The 14734-nt window shown below is 35.4% G+C and carries 12 protein-coding genes; 9 read left to right on the forward strand and 3 right to left on the reverse strand.

Translation table 11 applies throughout. From position 1 onward, the window contains the following. Window positions 1–3 precede the first annotated feature (3 nt). The 4 genes from NQ163_RS07745 (at window position 4) to NQ163_RS07760 (ending at window position 2899) form a co-directional block, all read left to right on the forward strand. Window positions 4–846 carry a CheR family methyltransferase gene (locus NQ163_RS07745; protein WP_268189737.1) on the forward strand — a complete coding sequence of 281 codons (843 nt, stop codon included), beginning with the start codon at window positions 4–6 and terminating at the stop codon, window positions 844–846. Beyond that, the gene (locus NQ163_RS07750) at window positions 846–1415 is read left to right on the forward strand and encodes a chemotaxis protein CheB (protein WP_268189738.1); all 570 of its coding nucleotides are present in this window, start codon (window positions 846–848) and stop codon (window positions 1413–1415) included. The genes NQ163_RS07745 and NQ163_RS07750 overlap by 1 nt, the downstream gene beginning before the upstream one ends. 434 nt (window positions 1416–1849) lie before the next feature. Then, window positions 1850–2392 (forward strand): class IV adenylate cyclase, encoded by a 543-nt coding sequence (locus tag NQ163_RS07755; protein WP_268189739.1) that lies wholly within the window; start codon window positions 1850–1852, stop codon window positions 2390–2392. A 63-nt stretch (window positions 2393–2455) separates the two neighbouring features. After that, window positions 2456–2899, forward strand: coding sequence for a hypothetical protein (locus NQ163_RS07760; protein ID WP_268189740.1), 444 nt, complete (start codon window positions 2456–2458; stop codon window positions 2897–2899). A 55-nt stretch (window positions 2900–2954) separates the two neighbouring features. Here NQ163_RS07760 and tsaD read toward each other — a convergent pair whose 3' ends face one another. Next, complete coding sequence (gene tsaD, locus NQ163_RS07765; RefSeq protein ID WP_268189742.1) at window positions 2955–3977, reverse strand: tRNA (adenosine(37)-N6)-threonylcarbamoyltransferase complex transferase subunit TsaD; 1023 nt, start codon at window positions 3975–3977, stop codon at window positions 2955–2957. Window positions 3978–4247: 270 nt separating this feature from the next. On the opposite strand from tsaD, the gene NQ163_RS07770 reads away from it, so the two are divergent. From NQ163_RS07770 to NQ163_RS07790, 5 genes are all read left to right on the forward strand, one after another. Beyond that, complete coding sequence (locus tag NQ163_RS07770) at window positions 4248–8582, forward strand: translocation/assembly module TamB domain-containing protein (protein ID WP_268189743.1); 4335 nt, start codon at window positions 4248–4250, stop codon at window positions 8580–8582. 151 nt (window positions 8583–8733) lie between these two features. Then, a complete protein-coding gene (gene nhaD, locus NQ163_RS07775) occupies window positions 8734–10122 on the forward strand; it encodes a sodium:proton antiporter NhaD (RefSeq protein ID WP_268189744.1) in 1389 nt (462 codons plus the stop codon). 127 nt (window positions 10123–10249) lie between these two features. Then, a complete protein-coding gene (locus NQ163_RS07780; protein WP_268189745.1) occupies window positions 10250–10960 on the forward strand; it encodes a MotA/TolQ/ExbB proton channel family protein in 711 nt (236 codons plus the stop codon). Between the two features lie 5 nt (window positions 10961–10965). After that, window positions 10966–11358: an ExbD/TolR family protein gene (locus NQ163_RS07785; protein ID WP_268189746.1), complete on the forward strand. Its 393-nt coding sequence runs from the start codon at window positions 10966–10968 to the stop codon at window positions 11356–11358. 2 nt (window positions 11359–11360) lie between these two features. Continuing rightward, a complete protein-coding gene (locus NQ163_RS07790; protein WP_268189747.1) occupies window positions 11361–12305 on the forward strand; it encodes a cell envelope integrity protein TolA in 945 nt (314 codons plus the stop codon). 181 nt (window positions 12306–12486) lie between these two features. On the opposite strand, the gene NQ163_RS07795 is transcribed toward NQ163_RS07790, so the two are convergent. Continuing rightward, entirely contained in the window at window positions 12487–13257 is a 771-nt protein-coding gene (locus NQ163_RS07795) for a sulfite exporter TauE/SafE family protein (protein WP_110361527.1), read from the reverse strand. Window positions 13258–13412: 155 nt separating this feature from the next. Beyond that, window positions 13413–14693, reverse strand: a complete 1281-nt coding sequence (glyA, locus tag NQ163_RS07800; protein ID WP_110361526.1) for a serine hydroxymethyltransferase — start codon at window positions 14691–14693, stop codon at window positions 13413–13415. Between the last annotated feature and the right edge of the window lie 41 nt (window positions 14694–14734).

The following is a 14734-nucleotide window of genomic DNA, read 5'->3' on the forward strand; positions in this document are numbered from 1 at the left end:
AAAATGGAACAAAACAAGTCTTCGGTAATTGATAATATCGATATAGAAATTCCCTTGTTTCTCGAAGCTGTGTTTCAAAAATACAGCTACGACTTCAGGGATTATTCTAAAGCTCATGTAAAGCGCAGATTATTGCACAGAATGTCTGTTGGTCGCTTTACATCCATTTCGCAAATGCAAGAAAAAGTGCTTCGTGATAAAGCTTTTTTTATTGATTTATTGGAAGATTTGTCGATTAATGTAACTGAAATGTTTCGCGATCCGGATTTTTACAAATCCTTTCGCGAAAATGTTGTGCCAACTCTTAAAACCTATCCTTTTATTAAAATATGGCATGCTGGCTGCTCAACAGGCGAAGAAGTATACTCGCTTGCCATTCTGTTAAAAGAAGAGGGTTTATTGGACAGATGCCAGGTTTATGCTACTGACTTCAATCGTAAAGTGCTTGAAATCGCCAAACATGGAATCTATAAAACCCAGGAATTGGATAAATTTCAGCGCAACTATATTAAATCTGGTGGTAAAGAAAAACTATCCAGTTACTACACCTTAAAATATGGTTCCATAAAGTTTGACCAGGCACTTTCGAAACATGTGGTTTTTGCAGATCACAATCTGGTTACAGATCATGTATTTGCCGAGGTAAATTTAATTTTATGCCGTAATGTTTTGATTTACTTCAACCGGGAGTTACAAAACAAAGTCATAAACCTTTTTCATGAAAGTTTGATTCATAGCGGTCACCTTTGTTTGGGATCGAAAGAATCGCTTCGTTTTACACAACACGAGCACAGCTTTGTAGATATTGATTCCAAGCAAAAAATCTTTAAAAAGAAAATTGGTTGATGAATAAAGCATTGGTCATTGGAACATCATTTGGAGGGCTGGAAGCTTTAAAAACAATTATTCCTGCCTTGCCTGCCGATTTTAAACTCCCAATTCTTGTGGTACTGCATATTGGCGACAATAATAATGATTCGTTTGTTCAATATTTAAACGGCATAAGCAAACTCAGTATTAAAGAAGCCGAGGAAAAAGATGAAATCAAGAAGGGATATGTATATTTTGCCCCTCCCAATTACCATATGATGGTTGAGAATGATGAAACGATATCATTTTCGGCCGATCTAAAAGTACACCACTCTCGTCCTTCAATCGACGTGCTTTTTGAATCAGCAGCCTGGACCTATAAAAACAGGTTGGTTGGTGTAATATTAACCGGGCTTAATCAAGATGGAGCCTATGGCCTTAAAATCATTAAAGATTACGGAGGAACTACCCTAGTTGAAAATCCTGAAAAAGCAGTTGCATCAATCATGCCCAAAGCGGCTCTAACAGAATCAGATGTTGATTTTGTTCTTGACTTGAATGAAATCAGTAACAAGCTTATTGAGTTATCGGTACAAGACCAATAAGCTGAAAACTCATACTGCTTTCCACCAAAGTAAATGAATCCAAATACTTTATAAAAACTCATTCTACTGAAAAAGATAGACACTACTGAAACATTTTACCCTTCTCAACTGGAGTAGATTAATATATAAACATTATAAAACTTGTTTCGAAAAAAAACAATTGGTTCAACCAAAACATTTTATTTCTTTCCTTCCTAGTAGAGTGATATAAAAACTTTTTGAAAGGCAATTCTTTAAAGAACAATGGCCCTAACTAAAACATTCTACGCCATTCCACTCAAGTAGAACGATGTAAAATCATCATAAAAGCCATTTCGTATAAAAACAATCGCGTTACCGATTTATTTTCATTCTCTTTTACCTGGATAAATTCTTCAATTAAGATCATTTTTTTACGATATTTCGGACATATTTTAAAAGCAAAATACAAAAAGATGCCTGTAACTGTAGAAATTAAAGCTCACTGCAAAAATCAAGATAGAATTCGTGAAATTTTAAAATCGAATAATGCCGACTTTAAAGGAGTTGATCATCAAATTGACACCTATTTTCATGCCAAATCGGGACGTTTAAAATTGCGTGAAGGAAAAATTGAAAACAACCTGATTCACTATTTTCGTGAAGATACAAAAGATTCAAGAGAAAGTAAGGTGAACTTGTACCAAACCAAAACTGATTCTACTTTAAAAGAGATACTTGAAAAAGCGATGGGAAGTAGATGTGTAGTAGATAAAAAAAGAGAAATCTATTTTATCGAGAATGTAAAATTTCATATTGATGATGTAAAAGGACTTGGTAAATTTATAGAAATTGAAGCCATTGATATGGATGGAGATATACCGAAAGAAAAGCTACAGGAACAATGCAATTTCTATATCAAATTACTGGAAATAAATGCCAAGGATTTAATTTCTCAATCGTATAGCGATTTATTGGAACAGAATAGTTTATTCAATCAGATTTTAATAGAGGAATAAATTTTTATTTACTAAAACTTGGTTATTTAGTAACTTTAGGGAAGACTCTAAAGAAATTAAAAAATGCTTCAGTTCGAATTCGACATCAGAGATCACAAAATTAACAACAACGAAACCAAAGCAAAACAGTTGGCATTGGCCATTGCTTTTTTGGTTTCGGCAGTTTTGCTGTATATTTTCAACCGGTATTTTAATTTTTTACCACATGGTAACTATCTGATCTTTGTACTTGCTACTTTAGCGGTTTATTTTATTGGCTTGCTTCTGGGATGTAAAATTTTATATCCCAAAGAGTACCTTATTATCAATTCAAGAAAGTTAAAATACAAAACGGGTTGGAAATCGAAAGAAATAAAAGTTTACCTGAAAGACATCAATGAAATTAAGATAGAAAATCACAAAATGAGCTTAAAACTTAAAAACAAAGAAGTTTTAATTCTTGATTTGACTCATTTTAATGATCATTCAATATCTGTTCTGAAAAACTATTTAAATATTACAGAATAAAAAAACGGAAGCGATGGGCTTCCGTTTTTTTTATATTATTTAATAATCTGCACAATTATTTAATTGTCATTCTGGCAAATGGAGCCGTATCCTGCCCCACAAATTCTTTCTTTAAATATTTAAAGTAACCAGTTATCGCAATCATTGCTGCATTATCCAAAGAATACCCCAACTGAGGAACATAAACCTGCCAGTTAAATTTTTCAGCAGCTTCGTGTAGTGCATTTTGTAATCCTGAGTTCGCAGAAACCCCACCAGCAATGGCAACCTGCTTAATTCCGGTTTCGCGAGCAGCCCGTTTCACCTTATTCATTAAAATATCAACAATTGTGTATTGTAAAGATGCACACAAATCATTCATATTTTCCTGTATAAAATTTGGGTTTTCTTTCACTTTATCGCGAATAAAGTATAGGAAAGAAGTTTTCAAACCACTAAAACTATAATTCAATCCCTGAATTTTTGGTCTACTAAATTCAAATGCATGTGGATTTCCTTGTTTCGCATTTCTATCAATAATCGGCCCTCCGGGATAAGGCAATCCCATCACCTTGGCACACTTATCAAAAGCTTCACCTGCGGCATCATCAATGGTTTCGCCAATTACTTCCATTTCCAAATGATCCTTTACAACAATTATTTGCGAATTACCCCCGGAAACCAGCAACGCCAAAAATGGAAACTCCGGATGATCGTAAGTATTCTTTAAATCATCGATAAAATGAGCCAAAATATGAGCTTGCAAGTGATTGACCTCAATCAAAGGAATGTTTTTTGCCATTGCAAACCCTTTTGCAAATGATGTACCTACCATTAAAGATCCCAACAAACCCGGACCTCTTGTAAAAGCTACAGCATCAATTTCATCGGCAGTAACCCCTGCTTTCTCCATGGCTTGATGCACAACAGGAATAATGTTCTGCTGATGAGCACGCGAAGCCAATTCAGGCACTACCCCACCATAATCCATATGTACGGTTTGGTTGGCAATAATATTGGAATAAATGATTCCATCTTTTAATATCGATGCGGAAGTATCATCGCATGATGATTCAATTCCAAGAATAGTTATACTCATCTTTTTATTTATTATGTCGGGCAATTAAATTGATTTATCCTACCAATCGTTAAAAAAATCAAAAAAGCTCCCAATCACCCTTTATTGTTGTTACTTTCTTCTTCTTTTTACCTAATTTTGTGCAACTCACAAAACGGCAAAATTATTAAAAAATTTTTCAAAATATCAATTTGGACTGCAGCAGTTATCATTATGATTCCCTGCATCATGTATTTGCTTTTCCTAAGTAGTACAGTTCAAACTCACATAAGTAGGAAAATTGCCAATTATTTGTCGGAACAAACTAACACTCCAATTGGGATTGAAGGAGTAAATATTTCCCCCTTTAAAAGTATTACTTTAAAAGGCTTATATGTTGAGGATTACCGACAAGACACCTTGGTTTACATTGATAATCTAAAAGTCAATATTGATTCTTTTAATATCAGTAAAAAAGAATTTTACATTAATAAACTTACTCTTTCGAATACATTCTTCAACCTGTACGAAGATGAAGAACGTATTTTAAACATCGAGGTATTTCTTGATTCCTTGTCAAACAGCAACTCTTCAAGTCCTGTGGATACAACACAAAAATCATGGAACATTACTGTTGCAAATGTTGATATGGAAAATTCTAGTTTTGGATACAAAACCGCAGACTACATTCCACAAGACTTTGGAATGAACTACGATGATATTTTTGTAACTGATTTAAATATTCAGGCCAGAAACATAAAGGTAGTGGGTGATTCGGTTGGTTTTTACCTGCAGCATCTCAGCTGTAAAGAAAAATCAGGATTTGTATTAAAAGATTTTAAAGCCAACAATTGGTTTACCAGTAATCAATGGGGTTTGTCTGATGTGAACATTATTTCAAAACACAGTAAAGTAGTAGCAAAGCATCTTTATTTCAATTATGAACCCAACCAAGGCTATTGGGCAAAGTTCACTAAAAAAATGCAACTCGATTTCCTGCTAAAATCATCAAGATTAAGCTTTTTGGATTTGGCTTATTTCAATGAAAAACTGCTGGGATTCAGAGAAACAGGTTATTTGTCGGGAAAAATTTATGGTACCATATACGATTTAAGAGGACGGGATATTGACATTGTATATGGCGATAACACTGCTTTGAAGGGAAGATTTTATATGAATGGCTTGCCTTACCTTAGTGATGCATACCTTCAAGCCGATTTTAAAGAGTTAACCACAAGCATTTCAGATATCGAAAAAGTATATATTCCCGGTTACTCCAAAGAACATTTTAAACTACCTGAATATTTTAACAATCTTGGATTGATTCAATACAAAGGGAAATTTAATGGTTTTATCAATGATTTTGTTTTCTATGGTAAGTTCAAAACTGAATTGGGAGATTTGAAAACCGATATCCTGTTTAAACCAAATCAGGGAAATAACAAACTCGATTTTAATGGTGATCTAAGAACAAATAATTTTAATCTTGGTGGTTTAATTGAACAAGAAAAGGTTGGTGAGATCTCATTAAATGTTTCGGTTAGTGGTTACACATCTCCTGAAACCACCCAAGGAATCATGAAAGGAAACATTAGTGAAGTTGACTTTTACGATTACAAATACAAAAATTTAACACTTAACGGGTTCTTCTCAGAATCCCAATTTGATGGTAAAGTCTCTATTGAAGACCCTAACATAGGTTTTGATTTTGCTGGTAAGGTGGATTTCTCACAAGAGGTTCCAACAATGAACTTTAGTTCACACCTAAATCATGCAAAATTATTTCCTCTGCATTTAAACACTACCGATCAGAAGGCAGAACTTAGCTTGTCTGTTAATGCCAACTTTACTGGTAGTAGTTTTGATAATGCCAATGGTGTAATAGAGATTAACAAAACCAATTATAAAAATAGCTTAGGCGAATTTCTTTTGAATAAATTTACCATTAACTCTTTTACATCTCCTGAGTTCAAAAAAATGATTTTAAATTCTGATGTTTCAGATGTAAAAGTCGAAGGTAATTATGAAGTTAGCAAATTGATATCCTCCATTGCAAACCTAGCCTTTTACTATTTGCCTGCATATGCACCAAACAAAGAATACGCAAAAATAGATAGTACCAATAATTTTAAATTTCAATTAAAGCTCAAGGATACTGAACCGATTACTTCGGTGTTGTTCCCGGATTTTAGCATTGCTCCAGAAACCAGTTTAGAAGGTGAAATAATTGCTGTTGATCGTAAATTAAACCTGCATTTTGAAACTCCAAAGCTTGTTGTAGAAGGAAAATCTTTGGATGAATTAAAGATTGATTTAAATACAGATAGGGAAAAACTTACCCTAAAAGGAAGAACCAACAAGTTTAAGTTCTCTGATAATTTTGGTTTGTATAACCTTTCACAAAAACTAATTGCTGAAAAAAACAAAATCAAACTCGATGTACTATGGAACAATTGGGATAAAATTACTTATAGTGGATTTTTATCAGCTGAAGGTGAAGTAGAGAAATCAAAAACATCAGAAAATGTGAAGTGGGACATTAACCTGTTGCCAAGTACTATTATTATGGCCGACAGCATTTGGTCCATTCCCGAATCGCGTATTGTAATTGATAGTACCAGTTATGAAATAGATAATTTTAAAATTGCTCGCGAAAATCAATTCTTTGGTCTGGATGGTAAGATTTCAAACAATCCAAATGACAGTATAAACTTTAGAATTCAAAACATCAGCCTGAAGAATTTAAACGATTTAACGCGTGAACAAAATATAGGTATCAATGGTACTGTAAAAGGGTATGTTCAGATTTCGGACTTCTATGGCGATAGATTATCCAACTCAAACGTAATGATTGAAGATTTAATCCTTAATCAGGATACCCTGGGTAATTTATTTCTTATTAGTGATTGGGACAAATATCAAAAAAAATTAAGCTTTTCGTCGTTTACAGATTTCTCATCGCGTAAAGAGCTAGAGGTAACGGGAGATTATTTCCCAGATTCTGATTCTTTATATATGGATATTAATATCGATAAAATGCGAATGGAATTATTAAACCCTTATCTGCAAGAAAATATATCTGATATCAAAGGTAATACTTCGGGAAGTATTCATATCGAAGGTCATACAGATGATTTAAAATCAGTTGGTAAATTAAAATTCGAACAAGCAGAATTTACTGTAAATACACTTAAAACAACATATTACTGTAATGATAGCATTAGCATCATGCCCGGCGAACTCCGATTCGACAATTTTACCATAAAGGATCAAAATGACCAGTCCGCAATGCTGTTTGGTGCAATCACACATGAACAATTCAATGATTTGCAACTAGATCTTTCAGTAAACACCTTAAACTTCAACGTTCTTGACACAAAGGAATCCGACAATGAAATGTTCTATGGAGAAGCATACGTAACAGGTATAACTCATCTGTTTGGACCAGTTAATGATCTGGAAATAGAAATTAGAGCAAAAACGGATAAAAACACAAGAGTATATGTTCCCATTAATAATAGTGGTGACATTCAGGAAAGTAATTTCATTACATTCGTTAATACAAATAGAGCTGGTCAGAGCGAAGAAGAAGAGGAATACAAAATTGATTTATCAGGAATTCGCATGAATTGCGACCTTGAAATTACTCCTGAAACTGATATTCAAATTATTTTTGACTCGCAAATTGGTGATGTTCTAAAAGCAAAAGGAAGTGGAAATCTAAAACTAGAAATTGATACCAAAGGAGAATTTAAGATATTTGGTGATTACACAATCCAAAAAGGTAGTTACCTTTTTACTTTGCAGAATGTAATCAATAAAAAATTCGACCTTTCAAATGGTGGAAATATAAAATGGGCTGGTGATCCTTATAATGCAACAGTAAATATTGATGCAGTATACAATGTTAAAACAACCTTATACGATTTGTTGTTGAATACGCCATACATTGATATCAACAGAAAGATTCCGGTTCAATGTAATATGAACCTAAGCCAAAACCTTGAGAATCCAATCATCAAGTTTAATATCGAATTTCCTACATTAGATCAGCAAACGCAAAGTATTCTGGAAGGTTTATTTTCTACAGAAGATGAAACCAATAAGCAAATTCTATCCCTTTTGGTTTTAAATAGATTTTACACACCTGAGTACCTTCGATCTACTGATCCTGATTTCGAAAACAAAAACTCGAGTTATGCAGTTGGTGTAACTACCAGCGAGTTATTATCCAATCAACTTTCCAATTGGTTAAGCCAAATTAGCAACGATTTTGATATTGGGGTTAGTTATCGCCCAGGCGATAATCTTACCAGCGACGAAATTCAAGTCGCTCTATCAACTCAGGTCTTCGATGATAAAGTAACCATCAACGGTAATGTTGGTACCAGTAACAGCCAGGAAAGAGCCAATGATATTGTTGGGGATGTGGATGTGAATATTAAACTGGATAAAAAGGGTAAATTACAACTAAAAGCTTTTACTCGCTCCAATGAATATTTGGTCTACGAGGAATCAAGAAACACACAGGGAATAGGTATTTTTTACAAAGAGGATTTTAATACTTTCTCTGGCCTATTCAAAAAATACATGAGCTTTTTACGAGGCAATAAAAACAAGGACAATAAAAAGGATAAAGCAGAATAGAACTGCTTTATATTCGCTACCTCAATGTTCTGCAGCATTAATAATTCTCGATTTTTTTCTTTAATTGCTAACTGATTTTGAAAAACAAATATTAGTATATTAGCAGTTTAAGTATCTAAAAAATTTAAATCACCTAAAATAATCAATTATTATGTTTGCATTAATGGTTGTGGTATTTGTTCTTGGCTATACAGCAATAGCCCTTGAACATCCACTAAAAATTGACAAAGCAGCATCAGCACTTTTAATCGGTGTGCTGACCTGGACTATTTACGTATTTGGCGGAGTTGATATCCTTTCATCGGGAGTGAGTAGAGCCTGGAATGAATACGTAGCGCATAATCCTGGAATGGATAATGCCCATGGTATGCTGGACTTCATTACCCATCATGAAGTACTTCATCACCTGTCTGAAATTTCTACAATTCTATTCTTCCTTTTGGGAGCTATGACTATTGTTGAAATTGTAGACCAACACCAAGGGTTTAAAATCATTACCGACAAGATTAAAACTACTAACAAAGTAAAATTACTTTGGGTATTAAGTGTTTTAACTTTCTTCATGTCTGCTGCTCTTGATAACTTAACTACTACAATTGTTATTGTAGCATTGATCCGTAAATTAATTGACGACCAAAAAGATCGTTGGTTCTTTGCATCGATGGTTGTATTGGCTGCAAATGCCGGTGGTGCCTGGTCTCCAATTGGTGACGTAACTACCATTATGCTTTGGATTGGTGGTCAGGTTACAACAATCAATATCATCACTCGAGTTATCGTTCCAAGTTTATTTACAATGATTGTTCCATTGATCATCGTAAGTACTTACCTAAAAGGACACATTACACGCCCTGCTCTAACCGAAGGTGAGGACAAGGAATATACAACCCACAAAGAAAGAGTATTCATCCTTTGTTTGGGTGTAGCTTCTCTACTATTTGTTCCTGTATTTAAAACTACAACACACTTGCCTCCATACTTGGGTATGTTATTCGGACTTGGTGTTATGTGGGTTGTTACTGAAATTATGCACCGTAACAAAGATCACGAATTTAAGAGTCGTTTGAATGTAACTGGTGTATTGAAAAAAGTTGACGTTCCTACAGTACTATTTTTCTTAGGTATTCTTTCTGCTGTAGCAAGTATGCAATCTGCAGGTCATCTAGATATTTTAGCATCATGGTTGGATAAGAATGTTCATGATATTTATATCATTAACTTGATTATTGGTGTACTTTCATCAATTGTTGATAATGTACCATTGGTTGCTGCTGCAATGGGTATGTATCCTATCGAAGGTGCTGAAGCTGTTGGTTATGCTGCAAACTTTGTTCAAGATGGTTTGTTCTGGGAATTCCTTGCATATTGTGCTGGTACAGGTGGATCTATGTTGATCATTGGTTCTGCTGCCGGTGTTGCTGCAATGGGTATGGAAAAAATCGATTTCATTTGGTACTTAAAAAAGATTACTCTTCTTGCATTCATCGGGTATTTAGCCGGTGCCGGAGTATACTATTTACAAGCAATCCTATTGCATTAGAATAAAGATTCATTTTCCCTTAATTTCTATAGGGGAATAAAATCAATAATATTAATTTAGCGAGATATAATATTCCGTATTATATCTCGTTTTTTTATGTATTAGATCAAACTAGAAAAAATTGTATATGAATTATCTATCGCTTATTGCAGGTGTACAAGAAATGGCTCAAAATGAATTGCCTATAGAGGAACAAGGAGCTGAAGCAACAGAACTGACTTTAAATTTTGTTGATTTGGCCTTTAAGGGAGGCTGGATCATGATTCCTATTTTTGCTCTTTCGGTAATTGCGATGTACATTTTTTTAGAAAGATATTTTGCTATCCGTAAAGCAACAAAAGAAGATTCAAACTTTATGAATCGCATACGAGATTACATTCATGAAGGTAAAATTGATTCTGCTTTGGCTTTGTGTCAATCAAAAGATACTCCAGTATCCAGAATGATTTCCAAAGGGATTAAACGTATTGGTCGTCCACTAAACGATGTAAACGCTGCTATTGAAAATATCGGTAATCTTGAAGTATCAAAACTAGAGAAAAACCTGCCTACTTTGGCAACCGTTGCCGGTGCTGCACCTATGATTGGATTCCTTGGAACGGTAATGGGAATGATTCAGGCTTTTTACGACATGTCAAATGCAGGAAACAATATTGATGTTGGTTTACTATCGAGCGGTATTTACCAAGCAATGGTAACCACCGTTGCAGGTCTTACAGTTGGTATTATTGCCTACTTCGCCTACAATATTTTAGTGGCTAAAGTTGAAAAAGTGGTTTTCAATATGGAAGCTACAACTACAGAATTCATGGATTTGTTGAATGAACCAATCAAGTAAAAAACATGGCTCTAAAAACAAGAAATAAAGTAAGTGCAGCTTTCAGTATGTCTTCTATGACTGATATTGTGTTTTTGTTGCTAATTTTCTTCATGGTAACATCAACCTTAATTAGTCCGAACGCATTAAAATTGCTATTGCCAAAAAGCAGTAACCAAACTGCTGCTAAGCCAATAACTACAGTTTCGATCGATAAGAATTTCAATTTTTATCTTGAAACAACTCCTGTTCCTTTTTCACAATTGGAATACAAATTGCAAAGAAAACTGGCAAGGGAAGAAGATCCTACAATATCGCTTCACGTTGATAAATCGGTTCCTATGGAGCAGGTGGTAAAAGTGATGAATATTGCGAAGGATAACAAGTACAAATTGATATTGGCAACACGAGCAAAGTAGATATGGAAGAATCCAAAAACAAGAGAATAGGATTTGCTGGCACACTGTTTTTCCACATTGGATTAATCGTGCTATTGTATTTTCTGGGGTTTAGAACTCCCCTCCCACTTCCTGAAGAAGAAGGGATTCTTGTGAATTTTGGAAACTCCAACCAAGGTGTAGGAAGTAGAGCTCTTGCACCTTCTAAAGCTCAGAGGAAAGTTGCTGCTGCCAATCCTGTTTCAGTCCCTAAATCAGCACCTGCCAAAACAGAACCAAAGCCAAGCTCTGCTCAAGAAAAAGTATTGACTCAGGATACCGAGGATGCTCCGGACTTGCCATCTGCTGAAGAAATTGCAAAGAAAAAAGCGGCTGACGAAAAAGCAAGAAAAGCCAGAGCTGAAAGAGATAGATTGGCTAAAATAGAAGCCGATAAAAAAAGACAAGAGGAGATCCGAAAACAGCAAGAAGCCGAAGCTGAAAGAAAACGACTGGAAGAAATTGAACGAAAAAAACGTGAAGCTGCAGAACGACAAGCAAAAATTGATGCCATTAACAATCGGGCTAAAAATGTTTTTGGACAGGGAACTTCATCTAATTCCTCCCAAGGCGTAAGTACTGGAAGCGGAAACCAGGGCAAACCAACCGGTTCGCCAAATTCTGACAATTACAGTGGAACAGGATTAGGAAGTAAAGGCGTTTCATACGATTTACAGGGACGTAACTCCCTATCGATACCTAAGCCCCATTACAACCTTCAGGAAGGCGGAAAAGTTGTTGTAGAGATTACTGTTGACAAGAATGGGAAAGTTGTGAATGCACGCCCGGGAATGCCTGGTTCGACTACAAGCAACTCTACCCTATTTGAGGCTGCAAAAAAAGCCGCTCTAAAGGCCAAATTCAATTCCGATAGCGGTGCTCCTGCATATCAGAAGGGAACCATAACTTATCATTTCCAGTTGAATTAGCTGTTAGCTGTTAGCTGTTAGCTGTTACAAAGATCGGAAATCCATTGGCAATTACACAATTCGAAATTATGAATTCGTAATTCTTTCTATATCAAATTCAGACACTGACAGATTTATAAACGCTATTAAGTCGCTCAACTTGATACTTGATACTTGATACTTGATACTTGATACTTGATAGTTAAATCAATCCAATCATCTCGTACACACCAAGAAACTTAAGGGAAGCAAAGATGATAACAGCTAATAAGATATAACGAACAAATTTGGCTCCCCAACTTACAGCAAAATTAGCTGCTATGTATGCTCCAATCATATTACCTGCAGCTAAGATAAAGCCAATCTTATAATCGATTTGTCCATTCATAATAAACACACCTATAGCAAAAGGAGTATAAAGAAGAACAATAAATACTTTAATGGCATTGGCTTTAACCAAATCGAAACCTGCTCCCAATACCAAACCTGCCAATAAGAAAAAGCCTACTCCTGCTTGAATAAACCCACCATACAATCCAATAAAAAAGAAGATTATAATTTGCCAGACACTTGGCTTAGAACGAACCAATCCAGCCTGACCTTTTACCCAGGCATCAGGTTTATAAAGGACAATAAAAAAGAGAAATACCAGAAGTCCTCCAATGGTTTTCTCCATCATTTCCTCGTTGATTTCAACGGCCAAGCTTGCACCTATTACCGAACCAACAATTGCAGGGACAGCCAACCATATTCCTTCCTTAAAAGTAAATACCTTCTGCTTCTTGAAACTACTTACCCCAACAATATTCTGCATCAGAATGGCAATTCTATTGGTACCATTGGCAACATTTGCCGGCAAGCCCATAAACATCAACATTGCCAAACTTATAATCGATCCGCTTCCAGCCAAAGTATTTAAAAATCCTGCAAAAACTCCTACAAGAACAACCAATAAATAATAATACCACTCCATAACAACAAATTTTGCACTAAACTACAGTTAATTATCGAGATAGGATATGCTCTAAAACAAAACACCATACTATTGATATAATTCTACAGCCGTGTAGAATACAAAAAAGGGAAGAACCTTAGTCCTTCCCTCCATATATTTTTGGTAAAATCTTACTACCATGCAAACATTGGACGCTCACACATCATTTCATTAACGCGAGTACGTACTGAAGCAATTACCTCTTCGTTATCGATGTTAGAGATTACCTCATCAATCATCTGAACGATTACTGGCATGTGCTCCTCTTTTAAACCACGAGTTGTAATTGCCGGAGTACCAACACGTAAACCAGAAGTTGAGAATGGAGAACGTGAATCGAATGGAACCATGTTCTTGTTGATAGTGATATCAGCCTGAACCAAAATGTTTTCAACTTTCTTACCTGTAATTTCAGGGAACTTAGAACGAAGATCAATCAACATTGAGTGGTTATCAGTACCACCAGAGATTACCTTGTATCCTAATTTCACGAATTCCTCAGCCATTACCTTAGCATTCTTCTGCATTTGGATAGCATACTCTTTGTAAGAATCAGTTAAAGCTTCACCGAAAGCTACAGCTTTAGCAGCAATTACGTGCTCCAATGGACCACCTTGCTGTCCTGGGAATACTGCAAAATCTAATACTGCAGACATCATCTTAGTCTCGCCTTTTGGAGTTTTAGCTCCGAATGGATTTGGAAAATCTTTTCCAACGATGATCAAACCACCACGAGGACCACGAAGAGTTTTGTGCGTAGTTGTAGTACAAACGTGACAATGAGGAACCGGGTTGCTCAATAATCCTTTTGCAATTAAACCTGCAGGGTGAGCAATATCAGCCATCAAAATTGCACCTACTTTATCAGCAATTTCTCTTAAACGTGGGAAATCCCAGTCACGAGAATAAGCAGAAGCACCAGCAACAATCATTTTAGGATTGTGCTCTAAAGCCAATTTTTCTACCTCGTCGTAATCAACCATTCCGGTATCTTCTTTTACGTGGTAAGCAATTGGGTTGTATAGGTTACCTGATAAGTTTACAGGAGAACCGTGAGATAAGTGACCTCCGTGAGCCAAATCTAAACCTAGAAATGTATCACCTGGTTTCATACATGCATAAAATACAGCAGCATTTGCTTGTGCACCTGAGTGAGGCTGTACATTAGCGTACTCAGCACCGAAAAGCTCACATGCTCTGTCGATTGCTAATTGTTCAGTTTGATCTACAACCTGGCAACCACCATAGTAACGCTTTCCTGGATAACCTTCAGCGTATTTGTTAGTAAGGCACGATCCCATTGCGTCCATTACTTGCTGGCTCACAAAGTTTTCAGAAGCAATCAACTCAATACCATTTTTCTGACGTAGGTATTCCTGATCAATTAGGTCGAAAATTTGTCTATCTCTTTCCATTGTTGTTTGTCTTTTCCCCGATTTTAATCGGATTAATTTAA

The sequence above is a fragment of the Marinifilum sp. D737 genome, from assembly GCF_026672275.1.
GTDB lineage: Bacteria > Bacteroidota > Bacteroidia > Bacteroidales > Marinifilaceae > Marinifilum.

What these genes read in the sequence shown, in the direction of transcription:
- NQ163_RS07745 (WP_268189737.1), top strand. Translation starts at nt 4, where the DNA reads ATGGAACAAAACAAGTCTTCGGTAATTGATAATATCGATATAGAAATT.
- NQ163_RS07750 (WP_268189738.1), top strand. Translation starts at nt 846, where the DNA reads ATGAATAAAGCATTGGTCATTGGAACATCATTTGGAGGGCTGGAAGCT.
- NQ163_RS07755 (WP_268189739.1), top strand. Translation starts at nt 1,850, where the DNA reads ATGCCTGTAACTGTAGAAATTAAAGCTCACTGCAAAAATCAAGATAGA.
- NQ163_RS07760 (WP_268189740.1), top strand. Translation starts at nt 2,456, where the DNA reads ATGCTTCAGTTCGAATTCGACATCAGAGATCACAAAATTAACAACAAC.
- tsaD (WP_268189742.1), bottom strand. Translation starts at nt 3,977, where the DNA reads ATGAGTATAACTATTCTTGGAATTGAATCATCATGCGATGATACTTCC.
- nhaD (WP_268189744.1), top strand. Translation starts at nt 8,734, where the DNA reads ATGTTTGCATTAATGGTTGTGGTATTTGTTCTTGGCTATACAGCAATA.
- NQ163_RS07780 (WP_268189745.1), top strand. Translation starts at nt 10,250, where the DNA reads ATGAATTATCTATCGCTTATTGCAGGTGTACAAGAAATGGCTCAAAAT.
- NQ163_RS07785 (WP_268189746.1), top strand. Translation starts at nt 10,966, where the DNA reads ATGGCTCTAAAAACAAGAAATAAAGTAAGTGCAGCTTTCAGTATGTCT.
- NQ163_RS07790 (WP_268189747.1), top strand. Translation starts at nt 11,361, where the DNA reads ATGGAAGAATCCAAAAACAAGAGAATAGGATTTGCTGGCACACTGTTT.
- NQ163_RS07795 (WP_110361527.1), bottom strand. Translation starts at nt 13,257, where the DNA reads ATGGAGTGGTATTATTATTTATTGGTTGTTCTTGTAGGAGTTTTTGCA.
- glyA (WP_110361526.1), bottom strand. Translation starts at nt 14,693, where the DNA reads ATGGAAAGAGATAGACAAATTTTCGACCTAATTGATCAGGAATACCTA.